General features: G+C 56.8%; 24 protein-coding genes, 1 tRNA gene and 1 pseudogene. 7 read left to right on the forward strand and 19 right to left on the reverse strand.

Annotated elements, in window-relative coordinates; translation table 11 throughout:
* Nucleotides 1–190: 190 nt before the first annotated feature.
* From yacG to FMN63_RS14685, 9 genes are all read right to left on the reverse strand, one after another.
* Nucleotides 191–394 (reverse strand): DNA gyrase inhibitor YacG, encoded by a 204-nt coding sequence (gene yacG / locus FMN63_RS14645; protein WP_148584685.1) that lies wholly within the window; start codon nucleotides 392–394, stop codon nucleotides 191–193.
* A gap of 87 nt (nucleotides 395–481) precedes the next feature.
* Nucleotides 482–1,108 (reverse strand): Maf-like protein, encoded by a 627-nt coding sequence (locus FMN63_RS14650; RefSeq protein WP_006939342.1) that lies wholly within the window; start codon nucleotides 1,106–1,108, stop codon nucleotides 482–484.
* Nucleotides 1,109–1,151: 43 nt separating this feature from the next.
* Nucleotides 1,152–1,370, reverse strand: coding sequence for a translation initiation factor IF-1 (infA, locus tag FMN63_RS14655; RefSeq protein ID WP_006939340.1), 219 nt, complete (start codon nucleotides 1,368–1,370; stop codon nucleotides 1,152–1,154).
* Nucleotides 1,371–1,487: 117 nt separating this feature from the next.
* Nucleotides 1,488–2,102, reverse strand: a complete 615-nt coding sequence (locus FMN63_RS14660) for a GNAT family N-acetyltransferase (RefSeq protein WP_148584686.1) — start codon at nucleotides 2,100–2,102, stop codon at nucleotides 1,488–1,490.
* 15 nt (nucleotides 2,103–2,117) lie between these two features.
* Complete coding sequence (locus FMN63_RS14665; RefSeq protein ID WP_148584687.1) at nucleotides 2,118–2,570, reverse strand: arsenate reductase ArsC; 453 nt, start codon at nucleotides 2,568–2,570, stop codon at nucleotides 2,118–2,120.
* Between the two features lie 5 nt (nucleotides 2,571–2,575).
* A complete protein-coding gene (locus tag FMN63_RS14670) occupies nucleotides 2,576–3,079 on the reverse strand; it encodes a UPF0262 family protein (protein WP_148584688.1) in 504 nt (167 codons plus the stop codon).
* Nucleotides 3,080–3,109: 30 nt separating this feature from the next.
* Nucleotides 3,110–4,417 carry a histidinol dehydrogenase gene (gene hisD / locus FMN63_RS14675; RefSeq protein ID WP_148584689.1) on the reverse strand — a complete coding sequence of 436 codons (1,308 nt, stop codon included), beginning with the start codon at nucleotides 4,415–4,417 and terminating at the stop codon, nucleotides 3,110–3,112.
* Nucleotides 4,418–4,459: 42 nt separating this feature from the next.
* Nucleotides 4,460–4,897 (reverse strand): DUF2948 family protein, encoded by a 438-nt coding sequence (locus tag FMN63_RS14680; protein WP_148584690.1) that lies wholly within the window; start codon nucleotides 4,895–4,897, stop codon nucleotides 4,460–4,462.
* A gap of 148 nt (nucleotides 4,898–5,045) precedes the next feature.
* Nucleotides 5,046–5,258: a hypothetical protein gene (locus FMN63_RS14685; protein ID WP_148584691.1), complete on the reverse strand. Its 213-nt coding sequence runs from the start codon at nucleotides 5,256–5,258 to the stop codon at nucleotides 5,046–5,048.
* Nucleotides 5,259–5,394: 136 nt separating this feature from the next.
* Between FMN63_RS14685 and FMN63_RS14690 the strand changes: the two genes are divergently transcribed.
* A complete protein-coding gene (locus FMN63_RS14690) occupies nucleotides 5,395–5,883 on the forward strand; it encodes a DUF3124 domain-containing protein (protein WP_148584692.1) in 489 nt (162 codons plus the stop codon).
* A 209-nt stretch (nucleotides 5,884–6,092) separates the two neighbouring features.
* On the opposite strand, the gene murA is transcribed toward FMN63_RS14690, so the two are convergent.
* On the reverse strand, nucleotides 6,093–7,382 hold the full coding sequence (gene murA / locus FMN63_RS14695) for a UDP-N-acetylglucosamine 1-carboxyvinyltransferase (protein ID WP_148584693.1): 1,290 nt from the start codon (nucleotides 7,380–7,382) through the stop codon (nucleotides 6,093–6,095).
* Between the two features lie 422 nt (nucleotides 7,383–7,804).
* On the opposite strand from murA, the gene FMN63_RS29505 reads away from it, so the two are divergent.
* The 3 genes from FMN63_RS29505 to FMN63_RS14710 all read left to right on the forward strand — a co-directional run bounded on the left by FMN63_RS29505 (nucleotide 7,805) and on the right by FMN63_RS14710 (nucleotide 10,408).
* Entirely contained in the window at nucleotides 7,805–8,020 is a 216-nt protein-coding gene (locus FMN63_RS29505) for a hypothetical protein (RefSeq protein ID WP_162530030.1), read from the forward strand.
* Nucleotides 8,021–8,629: 609 nt separating this feature from the next.
* Nucleotides 8,630–8,704, forward strand: a tRNA-Thr gene (locus FMN63_RS14705).
* Between the two features lie 78 nt (nucleotides 8,705–8,782).
* Complete coding sequence (locus FMN63_RS14710; protein WP_353619222.1) at nucleotides 8,783–10,408, forward strand: DUF6538 domain-containing protein; 1,626 nt, start codon at nucleotides 8,783–8,785, stop codon at nucleotides 10,406–10,408.
* A 733-nt stretch (nucleotides 10,409–11,141) separates the two neighbouring features.
* On the opposite strand, the gene FMN63_RS14715 is transcribed toward FMN63_RS14710, so the two are convergent.
* The 8 genes and pseudogenes from FMN63_RS14715 to hsdR form a co-directional block, all read right to left on the reverse strand.
* Complete coding sequence (locus FMN63_RS14715; RefSeq protein ID WP_148584696.1) at nucleotides 11,142–11,699, reverse strand: recombinase family protein; 558 nt, start codon at nucleotides 11,697–11,699, stop codon at nucleotides 11,142–11,144.
* Between the two features lie 119 nt (nucleotides 11,700–11,818).
* The gene (locus tag FMN63_RS14720; protein WP_148584697.1) at nucleotides 11,819–12,583 is read right to left on the reverse strand and encodes a S1 family peptidase; all 765 of its coding nucleotides are present in this window, start codon (nucleotides 12,581–12,583) and stop codon (nucleotides 11,819–11,821) included.
* Between the two features lie 124 nt (nucleotides 12,584–12,707).
* On the reverse strand, nucleotides 12,708–12,890 hold the full coding sequence (locus tag FMN63_RS29855; RefSeq protein ID WP_286192643.1) for a restriction endonuclease: 183 nt from the start codon (nucleotides 12,888–12,890) through the stop codon (nucleotides 12,708–12,710).
* Nucleotides 12,891–12,940: 50 nt separating this feature from the next.
* Nucleotides 12,941–13,642, reverse strand: coding sequence for a restriction endonuclease (locus FMN63_RS14725; protein WP_286192644.1), 702 nt, complete (start codon nucleotides 13,640–13,642; stop codon nucleotides 12,941–12,943).
* Nucleotides 13,639–14,658 (reverse strand): DUF6615 family protein, encoded by a 1,020-nt coding sequence (locus tag FMN63_RS14730; RefSeq protein ID WP_148584698.1) that lies wholly within the window; start codon nucleotides 14,656–14,658, stop codon nucleotides 13,639–13,641. The genes FMN63_RS14725 and FMN63_RS14730 overlap by 4 nt, the downstream gene beginning before the upstream one ends.
* Nucleotides 14,655–16,157, reverse strand: coding sequence for a restriction endonuclease subunit S (locus FMN63_RS14735; protein WP_148584699.1), 1,503 nt, complete (start codon nucleotides 16,155–16,157; stop codon nucleotides 14,655–14,657). The genes FMN63_RS14730 and FMN63_RS14735 overlap by 4 nt, the downstream gene beginning before the upstream one ends.
* A pseudogene (locus FMN63_RS14740) lies at nucleotides 16,154–17,618 on the reverse strand (class I SAM-dependent DNA methyltransferase). The gene FMN63_RS14735 and the pseudogene FMN63_RS14740 overlap by 4 nt, the downstream one beginning before the upstream one ends.
* Nucleotides 17,619–17,682: 64 nt before the next feature.
* On the reverse strand, nucleotides 17,683–21,090 hold the full coding sequence (gene hsdR / locus FMN63_RS14745) for a type I restriction-modification system endonuclease (protein ID WP_148584700.1): 3,408 nt from the start codon (nucleotides 21,088–21,090) through the stop codon (nucleotides 17,683–17,685).
* An 87-nt stretch (nucleotides 21,091–21,177) separates the two neighbouring features.
* Here hsdR and FMN63_RS14750 point away from each other — a divergent pair, with 87 nt between their 5' ends.
* The 3 genes from FMN63_RS14750 to FMN63_RS14760 all read left to right on the forward strand — a co-directional run bounded on the left by FMN63_RS14750 (nucleotide 21,178) and on the right by FMN63_RS14760 (nucleotide 24,649).
* Complete coding sequence (locus FMN63_RS14750; protein WP_148584701.1) at nucleotides 21,178–21,723, forward strand: hypothetical protein; 546 nt, start codon at nucleotides 21,178–21,180, stop codon at nucleotides 21,721–21,723.
* Nucleotides 21,724–22,010: 287 nt separating this feature from the next.
* The gene (locus FMN63_RS14755; RefSeq protein ID WP_205514034.1) at nucleotides 22,011–23,501 is read left to right on the forward strand and encodes a site-specific integrase; all 1,491 of its coding nucleotides are present in this window, start codon (nucleotides 22,011–22,013) and stop codon (nucleotides 23,499–23,501) included.
* Between the two features lie 33 nt (nucleotides 23,502–23,534).
* A protein-coding gene (locus FMN63_RS14760) for an IS3 family transposase (RefSeq protein ID WP_148584702.1) occupies nucleotides 23,535–24,649 on the forward strand; the annotation gives its coding sequence in 2 pieces (ribosomal slippage) (nucleotides 23,535–23,790 and nucleotides 23,790–24,649; 1,116 coding nt in all).
* A gap of 76 nt (nucleotides 24,650–24,725) precedes the next feature.
* Here the strand turns inward: FMN63_RS14760 and FMN63_RS14765 are convergent.
* Nucleotides 24,726–25,580 carry a class I SAM-dependent methyltransferase gene (locus FMN63_RS14765; RefSeq protein ID WP_148584703.1) on the reverse strand — a complete coding sequence of 285 codons (855 nt, stop codon included), beginning with the start codon at nucleotides 25,578–25,580 and terminating at the stop codon, nucleotides 24,726–24,728.
* Nucleotides 25,581–25,587: the final 7 nt, after the last annotated feature.

Below are 25,587 nucleotides of genomic sequence, written 5' to 3' on the forward strand. Positions count from 1 at the left end.
CAGAAAGGACAATCGGATACAGATTCTCGAAACGCCAACGGCGTGCCTATCTTGGGTCCAAGCGGAAAGGCGTCAGAAGAGGGGAAAGGCGCAGCCGGGTCTGTCTGCAATACAGGCATGACGACACGTTTAAGCTGGCGTCTATTTTGCCGGAAAACAGCCTTGCGGACTCATAGTGTCCGCAAGGGCATCACGAGCGGTCTTCGTCTGGAAAATTGCTCTCGTCGATATCGTCGGTCTCCACCACCGGAATGGTGTAGCCTTCGGAAAACCAGCGGTTCATATCGATCTTGGCGCAGCGATCCGAGCAGAACGGATAATCGTCCGGCGTCGACAATTTCGAGCAGATCGGACAAGGGCGCATGCGCCGTTCGGGTTTCTGGCTTTCGGCCATTTCACTCTCCGGATTTCGACCTGTAATCACCTGCTTAAAAGCAGTTGGCGATGGGGCGTCTGCTTGCCAAACGCAGTGCCGGCAGCCTCAGGCCGCCGCGGTCGCCCAGCCCTGATGGACAGGGTAACCGGCCGAGCTCAGCAAGTTTGCGGTTTCCACCAGGGGCAGCCCCACAACCGCCGGGTAGGAACCGACCAGCTTGACGACAAAACTGCCGGCAAGGCCCTGAATGGCATATCCGCCAGCCTTGCCCCGCCATTCGCCCGAGGAAATGTAGTCGTCCATGTCCTTGCGCGTCAGACGCTTGAAGCGCACGCGTGTTTCGACAAGCTTGGAACGAACCTTGCCGTTTGCCTCCGCAACGGCCACCCCGGTGAACACCCGGTGGCCACGGCCGGACAAAAGAGACAGGCACATCAGCGCCTGATCGGTCAGTTCCGCCTTGGGCAGCGCCCGCCGGCCGACCGCAACCACGGTGTCGGCAGCCAGCACCACACTGTCCTGCATGGCTTCGGACGCATCGGCCATCTGACGAACGGCTTCAGCCTTTGCCCGCGCCAGGCGCAGCGCAAGGCTGCGCGGCGTCTCATGCTTTTTCGGCGTTTCGTCGATATCGGCCGGCAAAAGGTGGTCCGGCTCCAGTCCGATCTGCTGCAGCAGCGCAAGGCGGCGCGGCGAGGCGGAGGCCAGGATCAACTGAGGGGCATTGGTCATCTAAGAGCGAGCCTTGCAGCCGGGGTCACCTTGGAATACCCGCTTACTTGAAGCGGTAGGTGATCCGCCCCTTGGTGAGGTCATACGGGGTCATTTCGACAAGTACCTTGTCACCCGCCAAAACGCGAATCCGGTTCTTGCGCATACGCCCTGCCGTGTGGGCAATAATTTCGTGATCATTTTCCAGTTTTACGCGGAACGTCGCATTCGGCAACAGTTCTGTTACGACGCCCGGAAACTCCAGAGCTTCTTCTTTGGCCATTTGATATCCTGAATAAAGCGGGCCCTGCCCGCGGGTGCCGGGGAACCTAACGGATTAGGGAACGAAAGTGAACCTTTCTTTCCGCCGCCACGCAAAGAAACTGCCGATTTTCCAAGCTCATCGCGCGGAACCCGTCTCCTGCAGCCGGCCACGAGCGCCTAGCCCGTCTTCGCAGACATTGTTTCGCCATTCATCCTCCAGGATGGCGTAGTAGAATTCCTCATCCCAGCCGCCCTTGAAGCGCGCATGTTCTCGGAAATGAGCCTCGCGGCGCATGCCAAGGCGCCCCATCACTTTCCAGGAGCCCGTGTTGCGGGCGTCGCAGCAGGCAAAAATGCGGTGAAGGTGCAGGTCCTCAAAACCCATCCTCAAGAGCGCGCCGGCAGCCTCCGTTGCAAAACCCCTACCCTTGCAGGCCGGGTGGAGCGAGAAGCCGATGGTGCCCTGAAGCGCCTCGACGCTGGTAACGCGCAGCGATGCATCGCCAATCAGCCCAGGCTCCTCCCTTCGTTCGATAGCAAAGGCGAGCGTGCCCTCCCCTTCGAGGTGGTTCATTTCCACCCAGTCGGCAAGCTTCGTCCGGATTTCGTCCAGGCTGCGCGGCTCCCAGAAGTGGTAGCGGGCGGTTTCCGGCAGAGACTGATAGGCGTGAAGGGCTTGCGCATCGCCAGCCTCCAGAGGCCGCAGCACCAGACGATCCGTTACCACCGGAGCCGTGATTTCAAACTTCATTCCGACCCTCCGGTATCAGCCGCTTGGCGGCGGGGTCCAGTCGAGGCGCTTCTTGATACGCATCATCAACTGGTCGCGCACAGCGCGGTATTCATCGAGGATCCGTTCGCGGCTGCCTGTGGCAAGCGTCGGGTCGAGGGTCGGCCAGTATTCGACTTCCACCGATTCCGTCCGTGTCATGTCGAGCGCCTTGTGGTGGGCCTCCGGCGCCAGCGTCACGACAAGATCGAATCCGGACTCGTCCAGGTCCTCGAACGTCTTGGGTGTGTGCCGGCTCATGTCGATACCGATTTCGGCCATCACGGCGTCCACGAAGGGGTCGACCTTGCCGGATCGCACACCGGCGGAGCGGACATAGACCTGACCCGGGAAAAGTTTGGCCGTCAACGCTTCGGCCATGGGCGAGCGCACGGAATTCATTCCGCAGGCAAACAGGACCGCAGTCGGACGCAGGCCCGGCCCGGACATACCCTTCAGCCCTTCCAGTGCAAGGCGTAGACAAGGGTAAACAGCCGGCGCGCCGTCTGCATGTCGACTATGATCTTCCCTTCCAGTCGCTCCCTCAAAATAGCTGAGCCTTCGTTGTGGACACCCCGCCGGCCCATGTCGATCGCCTCGATCTGGCTTGGTGTTGCGTAGCGGATCGCCTCGTAATAGCTGTTGCAGATCAGGTCGTAGTCCTTGACGATCTTGCGCAGCGGAGACAGCGACAGAACGTGGGTGACGACTTCCTTGTCGTCATCGGTCCTGATCCGGAAAACCAGCTTCTTTTCGATCACCGACAGGTTGAGCACGTAATTTGCCACCGGATATCCGACTGGCTGGAACGTGTTTTCCTCAATCAGGTCGTAAATCGCGATGGCGCGGTCGTGTTCCACTTCCGGCGTCGAGCGGGCGATGGAGGCTTCGTCCAAAACCACGTCGACCAGCTTGCCGCCGGTTTTCTGCGGTTCGGGATCCGGTTGCGGGTCGCTCATCTGATCGAAGCCTCTTGTTCAAGTCGGGAGCTAAAAGTTCAGCCTGATGGAAACAGAGCGCGCATGCGCCGACAACCCCTCTGATTCACCAAGAGCGATTGCTGCCGGTCCAAGCTGACGCAGGTTATCCGCATTGCATTTCAGGATCGAGGTGCGTTTGACAAATTCCAGCACGCCCAATCCGGAAGAAAACCGGGCGGACCGCGCCGTCGGCAACACGTGATTGGACCCGCCGACATAATCGCCGATGGCCTCCGGCGTATAATGCCCGAGGAATACGGCGCCGGCATTGCGCACCTTCTTCAGCAGCGCTTCGGGATCGGCGACGGCCAATTCAAGGTGCTCCGGAGCAATCCGGTTGGCAAGCGGCATTGCCGCTTCCAGATCATCCACCAGAATGATAGCGCCGTAATCCTGCCAGCTGGCCCGGGCGACATCCTCGCGCGGCAGGGTTTTCAGCTGGGCCTCGACCGCAGCTTCCACTTCGCCTGCAAGGTCTTCGCTGTCGGTGATCAGAATGGACTGGGCAGCTCCGTCATGCTCCGCCTGTGCCAGCAGGTCGGCGGCAAGCCAATCGGCATTGTTGCCGCTGTCGGCCAGAATCAGCACTTCTGACGGACCGGCGATCATGTCGATGCCGACCGTGCCGAAGACACGGCGCTTGGCCGCCGCCACAAAGGCATTGCCCGGGCCGACGATCTTGGCGACGGGGGCGATTGTCTGCGTTCCATACGCAAGGGCAGCAACGGCCTGTGCCCCACCGATACGATAAATTTCGGTGACACCGGCAATTCTGGCGGCAGCCAGCACCAGCGGATTCAAGACCCCGTCCGGACTCGGCACCACCATGACAATGCGTTCCACACCCGCAACCTTGGCCGGCACCGCGTTCATCAAAACGGAACTCGGATAGCTGGCAGTGCCGCCGGGCACATAAATGCCAACGGCTTCAACAGCGGTCCAGAGCGATCCAAGTTCCACGCCGATGGCATCCGTGTAGCGGTCGTCCTTCGGCATCTGGCGGGCATGGTGGGCATGAATGCGGTCGTGCGCGAGCTGCAGAGCGTCCAGCGTCTCCTGCGGCACTTCCTCAAGCGCGGCATCAATTTCAGCGGTAGAGACACTCAGTTCGGCCATGCTCTCAGCCTGCAGCCTGTCGAACCTTGCCGTATAGTCGAGGACTGCCTTGTCGCCTTCCGTGCGCACCCGCTCCAGGATATCGCGAACGATCTGGTCGACATCCTCGGAAACTTCCCGTTTTCCGGAAAGAAGTGCCTTGAACTGGTCTTCGAAACGGGCGTCGTTGATGTTAAGGCGTAGAACCACGCAATTCTCCATCGTCTGCGGTGCCGGGCACCGTCTGTCATTCCGTGCGGGGCGTCAGCTGAGGTCGTGCTGCGGCAGGTTCGGCGTGGACCAGGCAGCTCCGAGGTCCGACACCTGAGCCTCGATACACTCGACCTCAAGCATGAGACTACCACCGCCTGCAAAGGCGAGCTGAATCGTGCCGGCGGGTTCCTCGCCCGGTTCGAAGGTTACAGCGAGCAGCTCCAGAACGGCGCCTTTGGCCTTCTGGTTGATATTCTGCGCCTTCATGGCCTTTACCCGAGCAAAGGCCAGCGCCGTGCGCCGGCGCTCGTGTTCCTTCGACCGCTTGTCGGCTTCCTTGTCCCACACGAAGCGGTTCATCACGAAAACGGCCTTCTGCTCCTTCGGCAGATAGCGGATATCCGCCACGGTGATCACCGCGTCCTGCAGATGGGCGGAAAGAACCTGAAGGTCTTCCTGGTCAAGGGCGGCAAGTTTCAGCTGATCCATTTGCTCTTGTTCTGATCCGGTCATGCGTTGTCTGGCAGGACGCATATAAGCGATTTTCTGCCCGATCCCAAGGCTGTTGCCTAATGGGGAATGATGGTTTTGGCAATGTCCAATGCCGCGAAACCTGCGTTACGGCACCATGGGAGCGTCAAGGGCCCTCATCCACCCGCTGGCGCAAATCTGCCTTGATCTCGTCCAGCGTTGCAATTCGCTTGAAGATCCGCCGGCCAAACCAGAGCCCAAAGACGAGCAGGAAGAAGCCGAGCGACGGCCCATAGGGCGCCGGAACGAAGACAACCGCGAACATGGCCGCAAAGGCAAAGCCCAGCTGGATCAGGAAACGGATTGTCTGTGCAGTCATGCAGTCGCTCCAACCTCTTCCCGCAGGCCAATCCAGCGCCACTCAATGACAACCTGCTACCACCCTACCGTCTTGCAATCAGGGTACGCATTCAGGAAAGTGACACCCTAACATCACACGAGCGCATGAGCACGCAATGTTGAAACGATTGATCTGCCTCAGCCTGCTGGCAGTTGGCCTGCTTCTTTTTCAGACGCCGACACAGGTTCAGGCTCAGGATTTTACCGAGAAAGTGCTTGGTGAAACCATCTACGTGCCGGCCTACTCGCGGATCTTTTCTCATCCAAACCGGTCCGACCTTCTGGCGGCGACGCTTGCCGTCCACAATGTCGACCCTGAAGCCACGATCACTCTGCAACAGGTCGATTATCACAACGAAGACGGTACCTTGCTGCGCAAGCTGCTTGAGACGCCCGTGGACCTCGCCCCGCTCCAGTCGAAAACCGTGCTGATTCCAATCAACGATACGACTGGTGGTGTGGGGGCAAATTTCCTGCTCGTATGGTCCTCCGACACCCCTGCCCTCAGCCCCATTGCCGAGGCCATCATGACCAGCGGCAGCGGTGGTCCAGGCCCCTCTTTCACGTCTCGGGGAAGAGTGATCAAGCGGCATACGGCGAAGTAGCTTTCAGGAAACCAGGATATCCATGGGACGGCGTGTTCCCCGCCGTCTCGCCGCGCCTGTCAAGCACGGGTTTGATCTGACGACGACGGCCGTGTCTGCGCAGACAAATGAAGAGGCGCATGGATGCAAGCCCTCAGGCCCTTCAACAGTCTTCCACCGGGCAGAAATGAACCTGCCCGGGCCTCCACAAAGGACATCAAAGCCCTCAATCAGGCCGAGATGCGCTCGATCTTCGCGCCGCAGCGGGTCAGCTTGTCTTCCAGGCGCTCAAACCCGCGGTCGAGGTGGTAAACACGGCTAACCGTCGTTTCGCCTTCCGCAGCCAGACCGGCAATGACGAGCGACACAGACGCCCGCAGATCCGTTGCCATGACCGGCGCACCACGAAGCGCAGAGACACCGTCGATGGTTGCCGTGCGGCCATCCACATGGATCTGTGCGCCGAGGCGGGCCAGTTCCTGAACGTGCATGAAGCGGTTTTCAAAAATGGTTTCGGTAATCCGGCTTGTGCCGCCTGCCTTCGTCATCAACGCCATGAACTGGGCCTGAAGGTCGGTCGGGAAACCCGGGAACGGTTCGGTGGTGATATCCACCGGCTGGATGCCGTTGCCGTTCCGATAAACCTTGAGGCCATCGGCGGTCTGCGTGATGTCCGCACCGGTCTGACGAAGCGTCTCAAGCGCCGCTTCCAGAAGGTCCGAACGAGCACCTTGCAGAAGAACGTCGCCGCCGGTCATGGCAACCGCCATGGCGTAGGTGCCGGTTTCGATCCGATCCGGAACAACGGCATGATGCGCGCCATGAAGGCGCGGCACACCCTGGATGCGGATGGTCGACGTGCCTTCGCCCTCGATCTTCGCGCCCATGGCCTTCAGGCACTTGGCAAGATCGACCACTTCCGGCTCCCGCGCGGCATTGACGATCTCCGTCTCGCCGCTGGCCAGTGTGGCCGCCATCATGACGGTGTGGGTTGCGCCGACGGAAACCTTGGGAAACTCGACGCGCGCGCCCTTCAGCCCGCCTGGGGCCTTGACGATAACGTAGCCGCCGTCGATCTCGATCTCGGCGCCGAGCGCTGCCAGCCCATCGATGAAGAAATCCACCGGCCGTGTGCCGATCGCACAGCCGCCGGGCAGCGACACGCGCGCTTCGTGGCAACGGGCAACCAGCGGACCGATAACCCAGAAGCTGGCACGCATCTTGGAGACAAGCTCATAGGGGGCGGTGGTGTCGACAATTTCACGGGCGGTCAGGTTCAGCGTCTGCCCGGCCAGATCATCTTGGCCGCTGCGCTTGCCGTTGACCGAATAGTCGACGCCATGGTTGGACAGAATCTGTGTCAGCTGGGCAACGTCGCGCAGGCGCGGCACATTGGACAGCGTCAGGGTCTCATCCGTCAGGAGCGACGCGATCATCAGCGGCAGCGCCGCGTTTTTGGCACCGGAGATCGGAATGACGCCATTCAGTTCCGAACCGCCAACGACCTTGATACTGTCCATGTTTTTCCCCGAACGGAGCCACGCGCATCGCGCAGCCATCCCTTTGCATACGTCAAGAAACTCACATCAAGCGTGCGGTCTACACGCAACTTATGGCCCATGCAAGGCAGGCAACCGGCGGCGAGCGGGCAATTTCGAGATTAGGGTGCGGCCCGATAAATGAAGACGGAGTGGGCTGAGAAATGGAAAAGCCGAGTCCGGAACGGTGTGCGAAGCCGGCTTCCTGCCCGGTCAGGCACGATGACGAGACGCAATGACGCCATTTTCGTGTCTTGAGACATCTCCGGATTGGTTCTCCTCAGCGCGCTTCCCATGCTTTGAAATGCGCCGCATTTCTCGCGCTTCCAGGCCCCGAAGTAGACCAATACGCGCAAACCACTTCAACTTCATTTACGGGGCCTCAGCCCAGTCAGGACGTCGGAATGCTTAGTTGGCCTGCCTCAGTCGGCATCTCTGCTCTTGGCAGCAGACTTTCGACGCCGCAGATTGGCCCGCAGGGCTTCCGCCAGCCGGTCTTCGCGGGACTTGGCAGCCACTTTCTCAGCGGTTTTTTCACCGTGCTGTTTACCGGTTTTGTCGCCGTCACTTCCAACGGACTGGTGCTGCTGGTCTTTGTCAGCCATGGCGCGCCTGTGTGATGATGTCGTCATCCACCTGTCTAGCAACCTGCCCGCAGTTTGCCTAGGCATCCTGCGCACTCTCAAGAACACGCGGGATGCATTCACTTATCAACTGGCAAGGTCTCTCCCCCTTCAAGGGCATCCGGGTTTGGGCGCCGTTCTGGTTTCAAACGAGCTCAGGCCGCGCGCCGCACGAAGGCCCGCACATATATGCCTGTGTGGGACGGCACACCTTGCTGTGCCCGGCACCAGCCTCCCGGCCAAGCACCCCACTTCTCCAACCGTCGCCTCCGCCGCCTCGCCCCGAAACCGGCCGCCTCATCAAGCCTGAGAGCATCAGTTCGCTTCTCACCAGAACTCTTGAGATTGCTTAATATCCACAGACGAAACCGGCGCAAAAGCCGAGGCTTTCCGCTGCTATCCTGTCAATCGCCCATGCTTTGTCCGAATGGGGCACAAGTTGGCGGAAAAAATCCCAAAACACTGCTTGCGTCCTAGATGCTCTTATGGCAAAAGCCCCTTCATTCCGGTCGGCATCGCTGATCGGCCCCAGCACTTGCGTCTCGCAACTCAAGCTTTTCAAGCAAAAAGCTCGACGCCGCGCCTGTCCTCAAGGACACGTCAGATGCTGCCGTAGCTCAGGGGTAGAGCACTCCCTTGGTAAGGGAGAGGTCGAGAGTTCAAATCTCTCCGGCAGCACCATCTTAACGCCTTGATTTCACATAACTCTTTGGTATTGATTGGGTATTCGCCAGCCGACTGGTACACATGGTCTTACCTATGCCCCGTCCTATCAAGCACAAAAAAACCGGCGTCTACTACCTGCGAACCCGAGTCCCGAGTGACTTGCGCGAGAAAGCTAAAGGGCGGACCGTCCTGCTGACTGTCGGTCCCAAGAAGGCCAAGGTCACTGTAGGAGACGCCGTAAAGGTCTCTCTTCAAACCAAAGACTGGGCTGAAGCCAAGGAGCGCTTTCGGATCGCCGATATGGACCTGCAAGTGATCTGGGAAAGCCTCCGCAACGGACCTATCAAGCTCAACAATAAGCAGATCACCGCACTTGCCGGGCGTTTCTATCGCATGTTCACCGAGAGCTTGGAGGACGAGCCCGGAAGCGCTGAGAAATGGCAGCAAGTGAAGGCGGCCAATGCTGTTGCGTCCAGCGGTGGTCCATACGGCCGACTGTTGATCGGCAACGAGGCGAAAATCAAAGCCACTGCCGAAGCCCTGGAAAAGCGGTTCGGGCCGTTCCTCGATTTATTCCTTGATCAGGAAGGCCTAGAGGTTGACCCAGAAAGCCGCTTCAGGCTTCTCAGGGCCTTCAAAGACGCAGGCGACCTATCCGCAGACAAGCTCGGACGCAATGCCGAGGGAGATTATTCCCCCGACGCAAATGCAGCCAGATACCCAGCCTGGACATCTCCGGTCTCACAGGAGGATCAGCCTAAAGCCTATGTCTCCATCGGCCACTTGTTCGATCTTTGGAAAAAGCGGCACAAGTCTAAAGGGGGCGCCCTGTCTTCTGTGTTGCGCTGGGAACCCGTTATCGATCAGTTCATCGCCTTTCTCGGCCACGACAATGCGGAAAATGTGACACGTCGTGATGTGGTCAATTGGCGAGAGGAGCTCCTGGACAGCGGCAAGGTCTCACTCAACACCTTCAAAAAAACCAACAGGGCGGCGCTCAATTCGGTGTTTAGGGTCGGAGTAGACAATCTGTTGATTGAAACCAACCCAGTGGACGGTGTGCAAGCTCCCTTGCAGAAGGTCGTGCGGTTGCGCCCAAAGGGGTTTACCAAAGAGGAAGCGGAGAAGATCCTCAAAGCGGCACTAGCAGCCGAAACGGACCCCACGCACATGACTGCTCACACACGCTTCGCTAGAAGGTGGCTTCCATGGCTTGGCGCATATACAGGTGCGCGGATGGGTGAACTGGCGCAACTCAGGAAGCAAGACGTCTACGAGAAGAACGGTCTGCCCTGTATCCGGATCACCCCTGACGCTGGAACGGTCAAAGACAAAGAAGTCCGCACTGTTCCCCTTCACCCTCATTTGGTTACACAGGGCTTTGTGGAAGCGGTGAAAGCCAAGCCTGAAGGATCACTCTTCTATTCAAATAAGACCAAAAGGCGCGAACCTTGGGGTGTCACGCGGGACAATCTCGCAAAATGGGTTCGAGAAAGTGTCGGCATAGATGACATGCGCATCAAGCCAAACCACGCTTGGCGTCACCGCTTTAAGACCGTCGCAGATGCTGCCGGGATTGAGATGAAATATCAGAACAGGATTACAGGCCACGTCGCAACCAGTATGGGCGATTACTACGGTGACAACGAGGAAGAGACCCTATTCCGAGAAGTCTCCAAGCTGCCTCGGTATCTCGACCAGCGAATTGAAGACGTGTAAGGCCAAATCAACGCTGCACCACTGCCGACGACCCTTTCTGCTAAGAAGGCTCCCTCTCGGGGTGCTTACCGATCACCAGACCATGCATTTATCAGTCACTGAACTTCCACATTCTAATCAGTGAAAAAACAACAGTTGCCAGCTTTGTGTAGACCAACCGTTGGCAACTGGTTTTCTGATTGTGCCTGAACGCTGGTCAGCTTCAAGCCATGCCGCCATGCATGAGACACAGCCTTCCCCCGGTCGAGCATCATTTAGCCCAGCGCCGGGCTGCTCACGTTTTTGCACTCTTTCAGACAAGGGGTGATGACTATCATCATCAACACCCCTACCCTCCAAGCAAGCGCACAGCCAACAGTCAGGGCACGCAGACCATGAAGCTCGAAGCCCTACTTAAAGCTTACCTCAAAGCTATATCTCAAAGCGGGGGGGGTAGGAGCTCCTGCTTATATGGGGGTTTTTAAATACTCAATACTTTCAATGCCTTATACCGAATCAATTTGTCAGGCGTTTTAGACGTGTATGGGTCATCCCCAGCTGTTCGTCCTTCCGTCGGCAACCTGCTCACCCCACTTTGCGGCCGTTTGGCTTTCATTCCACCAAGGCCACTTCTCCGCCACGGGTGCAGAAATCCAAATTAAGAGTCACTGTGGGTATTCAGGAGCCTCTCCGCTAGGGCACCGGCTTACACAGCCCAAACGCCTCTCCGTGGACTCCTCAGGAAGCTTGAGGGTCATTCCTGGGCGGCAAGCGCCCTATAGACCGTCGCCTTCGATAACCCCGTCCTGGACATGATCTGAGGAATGGTGAACTCCTCCTCCTCACGCATCGTCCTGATGGAGGCGACCACGTCAGGAGTGAGAGCAGGCTTGCGACCGAACTTGGTTCCCTTGGCCTTCGCCTTGGCGATACCGTCCATCTGTCTCTCCTTGCGGATGTTGGTCTCGAACTCTGCGAAGACGGCCAGCATGCCCAGAAAGGCCTTCCCTGCAGCGTCCCTTGTGTCGATGGACTGATCCAGAACCCTGAGGGTCACCCCTTTGCCTTCAAGCTCTCGCACAATCCTGAGGAGGTCCTCGGCGCTGCGGGCAAGACGGTCGATCCGGGAGATCACCATGGTGTCCCCTTCACGCAGGTACTCAAGGCATTGCTTCAGCGCTGGGCGGTTTGCATCGACACCAGACTTCTTCTCCTCGAACAGCTTGTCGACACCAGCTGCTTCAAGCTTCTCCTTCTGGACGTCCAAGGACTGTCCGAGGGTGGACCCACGAGCATATCCCACCAAAGCCATTCTCAAAACTCCTTAGATGAAACGAGAATGAGCTTATGAGACATGAAAAGAGACACGTCAAGAGATTGTCTCAGAAGCTATAGTTTGTGAGGTCACGAGATACCATGAACCTCCTATGGCTAGAGACGATCAAGCTGTTTGATGATGGCATCTATAGGGGTGCCATGAGCAATACCCGAGTTCATTTTCACAAAATAGTTGGTGGGCTGCTCCACTCCACTCGAACGGCTGTATACGGCTCCGTGCTGTTCTAGCTCGTAGCGATAGGAGTTAATCATACCAATAATCCCTGGTCGTAATTCATCAGGTGATCTGAAGGTCTTTCTGTTTCCTTCCACTGATGTTGGCTGCGAATAACGCCCAAAATTAGCAAAGACCGGCCCACCGGAGAAACCAGGGTTATTCATTCCGTCAAGAGCTAAGATTTTCACGCCATTCGAATCTTCAACGAAGCCAGCGAGTAGCCCGCCCTTTACCAGGGGATTAGGGTGCTCACGAAGTGCTCTATTGTGCAATCCATGAGGAAACCCGAGAAATATTATTGGCGCGGATATTACCCCTCTCGCTATGAGCGTTTCGCCTAATCCTAGATCAAGGCCATCAATACTAAATAATGCAAGGTCGTATTCAGTTGAAAACCAGACATGCGAGACTTCGCGGAGTTCTTCTCCATTCTTTCCTAAGAACGCAATTTGGTCGCCATTCTGCATGTTTTCGACAGCGTGTTTGGCGGTAGCCCAACGTCCCACGAGACCGTTGTCTACCCAAAACATTGTGCCACGTGCGTTTGCGTACCGAAGTTGAACTACGCGATCCATCTCAAAGCTAGAAACAACGGGCGGCAACTGCGTATACACCTGCCCCAACAATCGCTGAATGTTCATAAGTAGCTCCCTTTAGTATTTGCTCACTCATATTGTGTCACTGCATGTAGTGGGAGGGGGGATGGTCATTTGTTTGTTCTTCTATTGCCCCCTCAGGAATTTGCACCAAAAACATTCCGACCCCTCACCCGTCTTCGGTGAAGAAGTCCTCGTCCAGCCGCTGGATCTGGGGGGGCTGCTGTGAGCGGGTGCCAACACCGTGTTCGATCATCAAGTCGGCGAGCCTATTGCCGTCGATCAGGATGACTCTCTGGGGCAGATTGCGAGCATACTCAACGGCTCCCCTTGAGAAGCCTGAGGTGGTCACACGAACACACCTTTGGTCGCTCCCAGCCCCACCAGAGAGCCCACAAAGCCCTACACCTCTGGGCGGCCGATGGAGTTGTCCTCGCCGTACCGCTTGGCCTGGACATAGATCCTGTCGAGCCCGAGCCGATCCTCATTGATAACACCGTCAATACCGCCATCGCCGGACCGTCCAAGCTGCTCGGCTGCATTCTTGTGAGAGCCGCCGTAGCCCCTGGCGACCAGAAGGTCGACGATCAGCTTCTCAAAAAAGACCGGTGAGTTCTCCCTGATGCGATCCAGAAGGTCTGCCCTGAGGGCCGCATTGAGCGACCAATACGCCTGTTCGATCTGCTCCTCCGGCGTGGCGGCACTGCCCTCCGCTTCTCCTTGGTCTGCAACGTCCTGACTGCCACCGCCATTTCCTGACTTGCTACTCTCATAGAACTCGACAAACTTAGGGATCTGCATCAGTGTCCGGGTGTCCAGACGCTCCGGACTGCTTGCGAGAAAACGCCTGCCAGCCTCGGAGGCAACGAAGTGGCCACGCGCGGGGCTATTGATCAGACCGGCCTTGCTCATATAGAACTTCGCCCAGTGGACCCTGTTGTGTAGCACCCGCTGACGACCGCTGGGGAGCAGCTCCTCCTGCTCGTCCTCTGACAGCCCGAGATCACCGGCGATCCTGTCCGCCAGATCCGGCACCCGCTGTTCGCTCTCAGCGGCGTAGCGGAGGACTGGAAGCATCAGGGATTGGTAGTCAGGGATTGTCATCTCTGTTCCGACTTAGGCTCTTGGATGATCACGACGCCAGGGATGTCTCCAAGCTCATCACGCAGCTTAGTTTTTTGCTCACGTGGCAAATCAACAAAACCGGTCAACGTGTCTCTAGGCTGTTCTCTTGAGAGCGTATCAACGTAGATTGGGGCAGCATCCAAGGGCTGGTACTCCTCTAAATTGAATGGCTCAGTCTCTTCATCTAACAGGTCAGGTTCGTCGTATTCGATACCGTCGCTTTCAGCTGGATGACCAACTTCTTCAACTATCTCCAACACGTGTTCCAAGTCTGGTAGTGCAGCCACTCGCGCTTTCAAATAAGGCCGTGCCTCGACGTCTGCTGGGACAAGTTCTCCCCGAATGATTGCAGCGATGCGCTCCGGAAGCGACACAGGTTGATCAGTGCTTTCACCAGACCCTGGGCAAACCAGTTCGTGCCATGGTCGAGAGATCAAACCAACCTGCCTAAACTGTGTGCCTGAATAGCCTCTTGGGGTCCGGTAGATACAGTCTTTCACGTCGTCCGCTGTAGCAAAGCTGCACCCCCAGAGATTAATGGGATCGCGTCCGTTGGAAACCAGCTCAGCATCGCTCTGCTGGAGATGATTGTAAAAAACATAAAGGGGCGGCACCCGGGCTTTTGATGCTTCGTCGATAAGCCGGTTCATTTGGAAGCGAGGCGAACCAGAATCATACTTGTGGAGCAGGCTCCCATACTTTCCGTTCTGGTAGAGTCGTTTGGCTTGAATACGGGCCTCCGCGAACAAACTCATGGACTGATTAGCAAAACACCACTGCCAATCAGCGCCGTTCTTGCGTTCCTCCGCGGGTTTGAAGGGAACCACCGTAACGATGCCTGGCGCTTTTTCTGCTAGTTCGAGCAAAAGCAATTCAGTGATCGTTGTTTCCGAGAACATGAACCGACGGGATCTCGCCTGTCCCAAGCGTTTCCAGATCCAGGAAGACCGTTCCTTGAACAAGTGGCATAGATGGTCCGTGGCATTGCTGGTCAACTTCCAGACCTCCGCCCTTTCTTCGCCTTCGGTGCGACTGCCCGCTCCGCCTTGATGCGCTCCAGAAGCATGCTGGCGGGTTCATCATTGGGGTTCTGCGGCACAAGCTCGCCCCGGAAGGCCTTTGCGAGAATGGCTTCGTCGAGCTTGTCCGTTAGCGCTAGAGCCCGCTTGGCTTCGGCGGCCAGCCGGTCGATCTTGCGGAAGGCGCTCTCGATGCAGCGGACGATTTCTTTTTGTTCTTTGAAAGGAGCTACCGGGATCACAAGTTCTCTTATTGCACCCTGAAATATATTCGGTTGGCCGGTTTGCTTTTGACGTTGCCTTATTTGTTCTTGTAGCTCATCTGAACGAAGGCAAAGCGAAATCCAATGGCCATTTTCTTTCAAGGGTCTAATTATCGCCACGCTTCGAACAAAAGCGCAAATGTAGTCAGCTGGCATAACGCAAGTTCTACCTACACTACCTGAACACGAAAGCAGTACATCTCCTACTTCGACAACGAGCCTTCTGGATATCCTGTTGTACTCTTGCTCCGGAACGTAATCGATTTTACTGAGGTCAAGATGTCCATTTTGAACGTTGCGAGCTGACAACAGGGGAACGCCATCGTCTGTCCGCAGCGGTGTTTGATGCTCGCCATCGGTCACGAACTCGGAAAGATGATCAATAGAAAGGAACTTCCACCCTTTTGGTAGTTCCTGATCAGGTTGGCTAATTGGACTAGGTTCAGTGTATTTTGCTTTCCACGCAGTGCCCTTAAGTTTTTTTCCTTTTGAGATCGCCTTTTCACGCTGAATCGTTTCCCAGGCGGACCTACGCAATTCACGAAAGACGGTTTCAATATCTCCAATTGCGCCAGTTTCGTTTGTTCTGCTTTGCCGCCAATCCTTCGTCAGCTCCCCGGAAAATGCCTTGGCGAGCAGCGCCTGTTTGTAGCGGGTGACGAGGGTGTCGATGTGGGCGAGGTCCTTGCGGGCGTGGGCGGATCTGGCGCTCAAGGCGTCCAGCTTGGCGACAATGCGTTTCTGCTCCTCCAAGGGAGGCAGAGAGATCTCAACTTTGGAGAATGCCGTCTGCGGTAAGTGCTTGATTGTTGTCCCGGTGAAATGGCGTTGCAACTTGCCACTATCTGCCAGAAACCTCAGATACTTGCATGCAAGCGAGGATGTCACCTTTGAGTGGAATCGCGCACGCATCAGCGCCTTTTGAAACTTCAAGGCGGTGTGCCCATTCCTCCAAACAGCACAACGCCCGGGCTCACCACCCTCGCAAACCATCAGGTCGCCATCACGAATATCAAACGTATCGAGTTCCTGTTCAGTAAAGCGCATCTCGAGAATATCGCTAAGGTTGAAACTCTCCCAGCGGACATTGACGTTTCTAAGGTAAGGCTTCGGTTCACCTTTGTTTTTGTTCTTGTCCAACATCTTGCCAAGCTTGATGTCGGCAATATCGCCAATACAAGAACCAACCCACCCCTTCGGCAACTCACTCATTCCACCGCCTCCGGAGCCTCTGCAGGCGCCGTCTCTTCCAGCTCCGCACTCAGTGCCTCGATCTCCGTCATCGCCGCCTGAAGGTGCCCCAGAATGGCCGCAGCGATGTCTTCCGGCTCGGTCAATCCCTCTTCCGCTTCTTCCTCGGCCTCCCGCAGCCAGGAGATGTCCAGATTGTCTCCCCGGGTTTCGATCTCCTCGCGGGTGAAGCAGCGCCAGCGGCCATCCACTCCCTGATCTTCACCCCGCTCCTTGCCGGTGGCATCCGTACCGAAGGCCGTCTCGAAGTCCCTGAAGTGGTCTTCGGTCAGCTGGTTGGTCTTGCCGAATTTGGGCATCTGGGCGCGAAGGTCATAGACCCAGACCTCGTCCGTGTTGCCCGTCTCGGTCCGCCCCCTCGTCAGGAAGATGACGTTGGTCTTCACCCCCTGCGCATAGAAAATGCCGGTGGGAAGGCGTAGGATGGTGTGAAGGTCGCACCAGTTCATCAGCATCTGGCGAAGAGCCTTGCCGCGCCCATCCTCGAACAGGACATTGTCCGGCACGACGATGGCCGCCCGGCCGCCCGGCTTCAGGGATCGGATGCAGTGTTCCACGAAGGGCAGCTGATAGGAGGAGACCGAGGCTGTCACCGTCAGGTCGTCCCGTGTCGGAGCCCCGCCAGCCGGGCCAAAGGGAGGATTAGTCAGGATCAGGTCCGCCTTGCCGAGGGTCTTGCCCTTGTCCGACAGGGTGTCGCCCAGATCGACATGGTCGCTGTCGAGGTCATGCAGGTAGAGGTTCATCAAAAGCAGCCTCAAGGTGCCCGGAACGTTCTCCATGCCGTGGAACGCCTGATGCTTCTGGAAGGCTTGTTCCTGCTCGCCGAGAGTGAAGTAGTCGTCCGTCTCCTTGCGCATCGCCTTGTCAGCCGCGATCAGGAAACCGCCCGTTCCCGCTGCCGGGTCCTGGATCACCTCGCCCGGCTTCGGCTGCATCAGCTTCACCAGAACGTCGATCAGGACACGCGGCGTGAAATACTGCCCGGCACCACGCTTGGTTTCCTCAGCGTTCTTCTGAAGGAGGCCCTCGTAGAGATCACCGAACTGGTCCCGCTCCTCGGAGAACCAGTGAAGCTCGTCAATGGCGGTCACTAGCGTTGATAGGTTCTGCGGTTCGCGAATGAAGGTCGAGGCATTGTCGAAGATCGATTGCACCATGCGCGGATGGCCGCCTTCCGGGTCGCCCAGCCTGGTGAGGGCTTCCCGGTAGACCCTCAGTCTCTGCAGCGGCTCGGCCTTCACCAGAGCCCCCCCAGCGGTAGCCTTCAGGGATCGTTCCCTGTTCCCGCTTGCGTTCCGCCATCATCTTCAGGAACAGCAGGTAGGTCAGCTCGGTAACATATTGCTGATATGTGATCCCATCCTTGCGGAGAACCGCACAGAGGCGCCAGAGTTTCTGGACGATGGCATTGGCGTTCATGAGCGGACTCGTTCCTTCCCTGGGGCGTTCTCAGCGCCTTCTATCGTGATTCCTTGTCCGCGTGTCAGGCAGCGGGTGTTTCCCAGATCGCGGCGTTGAGATCCTGCAGAACGGACTCGAGGTCTCCATCAAACTCCTCGGCGATCTTGTCGTAGCCCCCCTTGTCGGCAAAGGACCCCTGATCGAGCAATGACGGGTCCGCCACCGGCTTGTCCTTCAGCGCCCTGCCGATCCGGCGCAGCCAGTCCTTCTGCTTGCGTTTCCACTCACGGGAACCTTCGATCCTGGTGATGGCCTCTTCCACCCGCTTCTCATAGGGCACCAGAGGGTCACCCAAGGCAGCCTGCCGGACAAAGCCGATGATATGAGCTGCAATGTCGGCGTTGCGTGCCTTGCCGTAAGCTGCGCGAAGCATGGACTCCGAGTAGTTCTCTTCGTCCAGAGCCGCAGCCAGCTCGGAGAGTTCCTTCCGGGTCAGGTCCCGGGGCCGCTGCGTGACCGCGATCAGAGCCGGCACCTTGTTCATGTTGTCTTTGATGTAGCGCTCGAAGCCTTCGATATAGTCCTCCGGCTTTGTCCCTTCGCCAAAGATCTCTTCTATCCGCAGCAGCTCATCCTCATGGTGCGAGATCACGATATTGTCGCCACCACCACCCACGGGACGGCGTTGCATCAAGTCGACAGCCTTTGGGTGGTCCTTGAGCCATTCCTGAAGCTGGACGCCTGTCTTTGTCGACAGTGTCTGCACGGCTTCTTCGGGGGATTGCCCTGTGTGGTGATCGAAGCTTTCTCGAGTCTCTTCATCCATGCGACCTGTGAGGCTGCGCATGCGCACGATCACCTGTCCGGCGACCCAGTCCTTGTCCTCGTCGTTGGTGGCATTGCTGAGATCGGCAACCAGCTGGCCGAGGGAGACATCCGGCTTCACCACCACGGGGCGCATGTCGGACATCTTCTGAAGCTCGGCATAGAGATCGACCGCGTCAAAGATCCGGAAATGCTCCTTGCCTATTTCCGGGCAGAGACGGGTCGCACGACCGATCATCTGGTCGTAGAGGATGCGGCTTCTGACCCTGCGCATGAAGACAAGATTGCAGATCGAGGGGATGTCGACACCGGTGGTCAGGAGGTCGACGGTGACGACGTATTTGGGATAGCTGTCGTTCTTGAACTTCAGGATCAGGTCCTGGTACTTGTCGACCGATCCCGTGATCTTCTGGACCATGCCATAGGGCACGGCGTCCTTGCCGTATTCGTCCTGAAGAGCCTCCACCAGCAGCCTGACCACATCGTCCGCATGGCTGTCCCTTGCCGCGAAGATCAGCGTCTTGCCCGGCTTGTCGGGCGGTATCTCTGCGGCTATGGCGCGGCAGACCGTTTCATTGAAGGCTTCGGAGTAGACCCGCTTGTTGAAGGTCGCGAGGTCGTAGTCCAGTTCGACATCGTCCGGCAGTTCGAAGAGATCGACGACGCCGGTCTTGCTGTCGATGATCTCAACCTCCTCGCCCCCGCTGTAGTGGATGCCGGCCTCGGCCAGCGCCGTGGTGATCCGCTTCGGCGGCAGGTGATCGTTCAGGAACCCCTCGACGACGGCCTGCCGGTACCCATAGTGGAACACCGGGTGCCCGAAGATTTCCCGCGTGTGCAGCGCAGGTGTCGCGGTCAGGGCGATCTTCACGGCATCGAAGTAGTCAAGCACCTGCCTGTAGGCGGACTGGTAGTCCTCCAGGTTTCGGAAGCCAAGATCACTCTCGCGGAGCTCGGCATCGAGCGTATAGCCCCTGTGGGCCTCATCCACGATGATGCAGTCAAACGTTCCCGGTGTCGGGCGCTGGGCAACGTCAGGCTCGTTCAGGATGCGGGCAATCAGGGACTGAACGGTCGCCACCTGCACCTGATCGTCCTTTTCGGGCACCTTCTTGTCGAGCCCGGCCACCTTGTATATCTGCGCGAAGTTCAACATACCGTCGAGTTCGGTGGTCTCCAAGGCGTCTGTTGTCTGCCTGCCAAGCGCCTTCCTGTCGACCAGGAACAGGATGCGGCGGAACCTCTTGTGCTTGAGCAGACGATACATCAGCGCGATGGCCGTTCGCGTCTTGCCGGTTCCCGTCGCCATCGACACCAGGGCATCCCGCGCTCCGTCTTCAATGGCCTTCTCGACAGCCTCGATGGCGTCTTCTTGATAGGGCCTGAGCTTGCCCTTGCCGAGCTTCTCCTCAGCCAACCCCTGAGCCGCTGCATCGACATCCGTCTCCAGCTTGTCGATGAGGTCCGAGGGCGAGAACCACTGGCGCAGCGGATGCGGCTGATTGCTTTGGCGCCGGGTGTCCAGATACCAGATCCCGGACTTCACCTTGAACTGGCGAATGAAGGGACGCCCGTTGGTCGCAAATATGAACGGCACGCGGAACGCATCACTGAGTCCATGCTTCCAAGGACCGCCTTCTACGAGGTTTTCCAGTTCGAGCAAGATGCCTTTGGCGTAGCGTTCGGTCTGTGTCAGCACGCCGGGGACATCGACGGATTCCCGCTTCGCCTCGACAACACCGACACAGGTGAGCCCCACGAAGAGCGCATAGTCGACCGGTCCCGTCTCGGTGGGCCATTCCGCGATGGCAAGGTTTCGTCCGGCTTCAGGTCTGGCCCCCTTGGAGTAGCGCAGAGTGGCAGTGTCCGCCTCCCAGCCCATGTCGGCGAGCTGTACGTCGATGATGCGACGGGTGTCCTTCTCGTCCAGATCGAGCTTGCCAGCGGCCTCGAAGGCCAACTTCTGGATGAGGACCTTGTCCTGTTCAGGTGCTTCCTCAGCTTGCTTCTGGAGGGCTGCAAGCTGTTCTTTGAGAGCGACCGTGTCCTCTTCCAGCTGAACGGCAGATTGCTCCCAGATGGTGCTCTCCTCAGACGCCTGTCGAGCCAGCTCTTCCGCTGCCTCCCGGGCCTTTTGGAATTCCTCGGCCGATGCCTGCGCCGCCACCGCCGTGGCTTCGGCCTCCCGAACCTTCTGCCTGAGGGCTTCAAGCTCAACCGATGCTTCGGCCTCCACATGCTTCGGGCTGCGTGGAGGAACGAAAGGCCCAGCTTTAAAGGACGGGTCCTTGCCATATGTCCGCCTGTACCAGACACCAAGAGAGCGGCAGAACTTCAGTGCCGCAAGGGCCTCCCCTGCACTGCCTCCGATCTCGTGGACGGCTTCATTGCCCTTTCGGCGTACCGCGTGGAAGACGTCAGCGACCTCCCGGGGGATCACCTGGCTTGCAGCAAGGCGCCTCAAGATCTCGTTGGTGCCGTCCTTCGACGCGGGATCGTAGTGACCGCTGAGAGCCGCAACTTCCTTGACCATGTACTCCGCGAACTGCCTGCTCTTGATGAGGGACGTGTTCGCATCCTCTGCGAAAAACCGCTCAGCAAGGACTCCGAGCCGGTGAAGCTCGGGGCTGAGAGGTTGAAGATGGTCGAAGTTCGCGGACGACATAAAAGAAACCAAGGCTGATCAATGCCTTACAATTTCTGAGAACACCCTCAAGAGTCAACAACCTTTGTTTCAACCGCTGATGTCTGGTTGAGACAGATCAACGGTGGCTTTGATGCCCTCGAACAGTTCGCTATTTCGGACATTGGACTTAATTTTTTTGAAACCCACATTGGAAGGCTTGTTGCTATGCCATTTCTCATCCGCCTAATGGGATTTCTGGTTCTGCTTAGCTCCGCATCATCAGCGTTTGCAATAGTCCCAGTGGGAGGACCGCCCTGGTACTGCGTACCGTACACCGGATGCGTCGGTGACGCCTTGTGCCGCTCAGAGTTCGGACCTCCGAAAGGGTTTTCTCTCCGTCGTCTTGAAGACGGGCAGCAAAAATTTCTCATGGAAGGGCTCCACGGAGACGAACGGATTGCCGAGATTTTTCCATCGTTGGAGGCCGCGCAGCTCGCGACTGAAGCCGATGGTGTGGACGAAGGTGTCCAAATCGTCCTTGTTCCAGACGACAACATGGCGGACGGCTTAGGGTTTACGGTCTACAGCGTAGCATCACCTGACACTGGCAAGAGACGGATCGTCGGGGAAGTCCTGAAAATGTTTTGCGGTGACAGGATGCCGGATCGCTAAACTCGCTTGACTTTACCCCATGCGCCGGTCGCCAAAAATGCGCCTTCACTCCTCAGAAATGCTGTGCGAGACTAAGTGCTGAAGGCTGGTCCCCTGTGGTGGTACACAGGGCAATCAGACCAAAGAAAAAAGTTGTTTGATATCAACACGATATACCTGCCAAGTCCTGAGTTCAAATCTCTCCGGCAGCACCATCAAGACCTCAATGAAATCAATAACCTGTTGAAACAACAGGGCTTATCTATCCGCCTGTTCCATTGGACGGTTACAGTGGAGCTATGGAAAAGATGGCTGGACACACCCGCTTGTACCGTCGCGGCGCAATGTACTATCACCGCGCAGCTATCCCTCAGGATATCAAGACGACCTACCCTAAGTCAGAAGAAACATACTCTCTTGGTACGAAGGACTACCAAGAAGCCCTCCGCCGCGTCAGGCAGGAAGCAGTGAAGGTTGATCGCCAGTTTGATGAGCACCGTCTAGAGCTGACCAAAGCCGCTCAGCCTGCCCTTGAAGAGCTCTCAGATGCGCAGATCGACCTTATCGGCGACATCTATTACGCCCACCTTCTGGAAGAGGACGAGGCGCTTCGTGAAGAGGGTTTCGAGTCCAAATCGTTCGAGGAGCATGCCGACGATATCGAAGAGCTAGGGTGCATCAATCGGTTCGCCTATGCGCGTGGAGAAGACACAGAGGGCTTCTTCAGGGATGAGGCGGAAGAGGTTCTCAGCTGGACAAATATCAATCTGAGACTCGCCCAAGCGTCTCCCAGTTGGCGGAAGCTCATCAGGAAGCTGCAAGCTGTCACCATCAAGGCCAATGAAGGGAAGGCAGCCAGAAACCGTGGCGATGTCGTCGAGACGCCCAAGGTGCAAACTCAGCAGGTCTCGAAGCCCAGCACTGCCCCGCTGCTGTCTGTAGCAATCTCGAACTGGATCCGGGAGAAGTCCCTCGCCTCTTGGGGCGAGAAGACCGCTGACGATCATCGTATCTGGGCGGACCGGTTTATGCTGATCGCTGGCGACCGTCCACTGGACGAGTATGCGAAGGCTGATGGAAGGGTTTTCAAAGACGTCCTGTTGAAGCTTCCTCCGAATTGGACCAAGCACCCACAAATCAAGGACTTGCCTATCACAGAGGCCGCTGCAAGAGCCTCCGAGCTTTGTCTGCAGCCGATGAGCATCACCAACTGCAACAAGGTCATTGGCTTCGTCTCAGCGTTCTGGAACTGGGCTGCAAACAATTTCGACGAGGTGGACAAGAACCCACTCCAGGGCCTTAAACTCCGCAAAGAAGCAGCTGCATTCGAAGAGCGAGACCCCTTCTCAGTCGAACAACTGAACCGGATCTTTCAGGCGCCCCTCTATACCGGCTGCAAGAACGCGAAGGCGTGGCGGACCAAAGGCACGCATATCCCGAACGATCTGGGTCTTTACTGGGTGCCTTTGCTGTCCCTGTTTACTGGAGCCCGATCCGGGGAGCTTATCCAGCTCTATGTGAGCGACATCAAGACGGAAAACGGGGTTACCATCCTCGACATCAACAAGCTGGAAGACGACAAAAGGCTGAAGACCAAAGGCTCCCGAAGACGGATTCCAGTTCATCGAACCCTTATTGATCTCGGCTTCATGAAGTTCGTCGATCACTGCAGGGGTGAGAAGCGTACACGTCTCTTTCCGGAGATGGTCAAGGGAAAGGATGGTTACTACTCATTCCCCTTCTCCCGGCAATTCAGCCGCATGTTGGTGACCTGCTCCCCTGAAAGTTCCTCGTTTTGAGGTTAGTCTGTTCCCAATTGAAGGAAACAGACGATGAAGCGATCCAGGTTCTCCGAAGAACAGATCATTGGCATTTTGAAAGAGCATCAGGCTGGTCTTTCGGCCGCCGAGCTTTGCCGGAAATACGGCGTCAGCGATGCGACGTTCTACAAGTGGCGCTCGAAGTATGGCGGCATGGAAGTGTCTGAGGCCAAGCGCCTCAAAGCACTTGAAGAAGAGAACGCAAAACTGAAGAAGCTGCTCGCGGAGTCGATGATGGATGTGTCGACGCTTCGCGAGATGCTCGGAAAAAACTTCTGACGCCCGGTTCAAGGAGGAGTGCCGTGAGCTGGGTAATCGAGACCAAGGGCTATTCGCAACGCCGTGCTTGCGGGCTGGTCGGCATCGATGCGCGTGTTTACCGGTATCGGTCGACCAGATCCGACGATGCTGACCTGCGCCGGAGGCTAAAGGAACTGGCCTTGGAACGCAGGCGCTTTGGCTATCGCCGGCTGCACATCCTGCTGAAGCGCGAAGGCATTGTGGCCAACTGGAAGAAGGTCTACCGGATCTACCGGGAAGAACGTCTTACGGTGCGCAAACGCGGCGGGCGGAAACGAGCCCTGGGAACGCGAGCACCGATGGCTGTGCCGCAGGCCGCCAATCAGCGCTGGTCTCTCGACTTCGTCTCCGACGCTCTGATCGACGGCCGCCGGTTCCGTATTCTGTGTGTCATTGATGACTTCAGCCGGGAATGCCTGGCAACCGTGGTCGACAATTCGATCTCTGGTGCGCGCGTGGCGCGGGAACTGGATGGTATCGCGGAACGTCGGGGCCGCTATCCTTTAATGGTGGTCAGCGACAACGGTACGGAACTCACATCAAACGCTATGCTCAAATGGCAACAGGATCGCGGTGTCGAATGGCACTACATCGCGCCGGGCAAGCCGATGCAGAATGGTTTTATCGAAAGCTTCAACGGGCGCCTGAGAGACGAGTGTCTCAACGAGCACCTGTTCCGCAGCTATTGCCATGCCCGGGACATCATTGAAGACTGGAGGATTGACTACAATCTGAACAGACCGCATACGAGCCTCGACGGGCTCACCCCAAACGAATTTGCAACCCAGTCCAACAAAGACCACAACGTGAACAGAGCTAACTTATAAATGCGGACAATTAGGGGAGCAGGTCAACGTCTAGAAAACGCAGGGGATATTCAGACTCAATTGCATGATAATAACATCACTTAATCGCCTCAACATACAATGACATCATCGGACGTGTGCTATCGAAATGAGGCCATTCACGCATCTGAAGAGTAACAGACCCTAAAAACGAAGAGACGAAAAAATTCACAAATCCTTCACGAGATAAAAACTGCGCGATTTTGTCGTAATTCCACCAATTAATATGATCTCCCGAATACTTCGGGACAAACGAAAGTTCTTCGCAAAGATAGTTATAGAAATCGCATTTGCTAAGTTTTTTGAATTTTTCTTTTGCGGCATTCGAATCGATGAAATAAAAATTTTCTGAATTTTCACCATATCTACGGTGCTGCCCTGGCAGTGACCACACGAAGCTTCTTGGTGTAGCAATTTCACGTATTAGATAATGTATTGGATCCAAACTGGTTACCCCGCTTTTGAAAGAAACTCCATGAGATTTAAAAAACTTGTTTCTAAACAAAATCGGACTAGGATCATCTCGCAATACTGAGTAGTAAAATAGATCTGCATTGGGAACTACTAGTCGGAATACTCCGCACTCTTTCAAGCATCTGAAAATCTCAGCAAAGAGAAAAACCACATGATGGTTCTCCAGATGCTCAATTACGTGCGAAATATAGATGATATCTACGGTCTCATCACCGAAAGGGAGCCGTTCTTTTTTACTAATGTCGTATTCAATAAACGCTTCTGGGTCCCAACTATAATGCTCGTTGGAGAAATCTAAGTTGAACCATCCCTCGCGACAAAAATCCCCTCCCCCAATATTAATCTTTACCAGACCGTCTGCTTTTTTATTTTTTCGCGGGTAGCCTGCAACACCACTTCGAATAAAATTATCGATTACTACACGTTCATCGAAACTCATTGAATCC

The sequence above is a fragment of the Stappia sp. BW2 genome (genome assembly GCF_008107695.1).
Lineage (GTDB): Bacteria > Pseudomonadota > Alphaproteobacteria > Rhizobiales > Stappiaceae > Roseibium.

What these genes read in the sequence shown, in the direction of transcription:
- yacG (WP_148584685.1), bottom strand. Translation starts at nt 394, where the DNA reads ATGGCCGAAAGCCAGAAACCCGAACGGCGCATGCGCCCTTGTCCGATC.
- FMN63_RS14650 (WP_006939342.1), bottom strand. Translation starts at nt 1,108, where the DNA reads ATGACCAATGCCCCTCAGTTGATCCTGGCCTCCGCCTCGCCGCGCCGC.
- infA (WP_006939340.1), bottom strand. Translation starts at nt 1,370, where the DNA reads ATGGCCAAAGAAGAAGCTCTGGAGTTTCCGGGCGTCGTAACAGAACTG.
- FMN63_RS14660 (WP_148584686.1), bottom strand. Translation starts at nt 2,102, where the DNA reads ATGAAGTTTGAAATCACGGCTCCGGTGGTAACGGATCGTCTGGTGCTG.
- FMN63_RS14665 (WP_148584687.1), bottom strand. Translation starts at nt 2,570, where the DNA reads ATGTCCGGGCCGGGCCTGCGTCCGACTGCGGTCCTGTTTGCCTGCGGA.
- FMN63_RS14670 (WP_148584688.1), bottom strand. Translation starts at nt 3,079, where the DNA reads ATGAGCGACCCGCAACCGGATCCCGAACCGCAGAAAACCGGCGGCAAG.
- hisD (WP_148584689.1), bottom strand. Translation starts at nt 4,417, where the DNA reads ATGGAGAATTGCGTGGTTCTACGCCTTAACATCAACGACGCCCGTTTC.
- FMN63_RS14680 (WP_148584690.1), bottom strand. Translation starts at nt 4,897, where the DNA reads ATGGATCAGCTGAAACTTGCCGCCCTTGACCAGGAAGACCTTCAGGTT.
- FMN63_RS14685 (WP_148584691.1), bottom strand. Translation starts at nt 5,258, where the DNA reads ATGACTGCACAGACAATCCGTTTCCTGATCCAGCTGGGCTTTGCCTTT.
- FMN63_RS14690 (WP_148584692.1), top strand. Translation starts at nt 5,395, where the DNA reads ATGTTGAAACGATTGATCTGCCTCAGCCTGCTGGCAGTTGGCCTGCTT.
- murA (WP_148584693.1), bottom strand. Translation starts at nt 7,382, where the DNA reads ATGGACAGTATCAAGGTCGTTGGCGGTTCGGAACTGAATGGCGTCATT.
- FMN63_RS29505 (WP_162530030.1), top strand. Translation starts at nt 7,805, where the DNA reads ATGCTTAGTTGGCCTGCCTCAGTCGGCATCTCTGCTCTTGGCAGCAGA.
- FMN63_RS14710 (WP_353619222.1), top strand. Translation starts at nt 8,783, where the DNA reads ATGCCCCGTCCTATCAAGCACAAAAAAACCGGCGTCTACTACCTGCGA.
- FMN63_RS14715 (WP_148584696.1), bottom strand. Translation starts at nt 11,699, where the DNA reads ATGGCTTTGGTGGGATATGCTCGTGGGTCCACCCTCGGACAGTCCTTG.
- FMN63_RS14720 (WP_148584697.1), bottom strand. Translation starts at nt 12,583, where the DNA reads ATGAACATTCAGCGATTGTTGGGGCAGGTGTATACGCAGTTGCCGCCC.
- FMN63_RS14725 (WP_286192644.1), bottom strand. Translation starts at nt 13,642, where the DNA reads ATGACAATCCCTGACTACCAATCCCTGATGCTTCCAGTCCTCCGCTAC.
- FMN63_RS14735 (WP_148584699.1), bottom strand. Translation starts at nt 16,157, where the DNA reads ATGAGTGAGTTGCCGAAGGGGTGGGTTGGTTCTTGTATTGGCGATATT.
- hsdR (WP_148584700.1), bottom strand. Translation starts at nt 21,090, where the DNA reads ATGTCGTCCGCGAACTTCGACCATCTTCAACCTCTCAGCCCCGAGCTT.
- FMN63_RS14755 (WP_205514034.1), top strand. Translation starts at nt 22,011, where the DNA reads ATGGCTGGACACACCCGCTTGTACCGTCGCGGCGCAATGTACTATCAC.
- FMN63_RS14765 (WP_148584703.1), bottom strand. Translation starts at nt 25,580, where the DNA reads ATGAGTTTCGATGAACGTGTAGTAATCGATAATTTTATTCGAAGTGGT.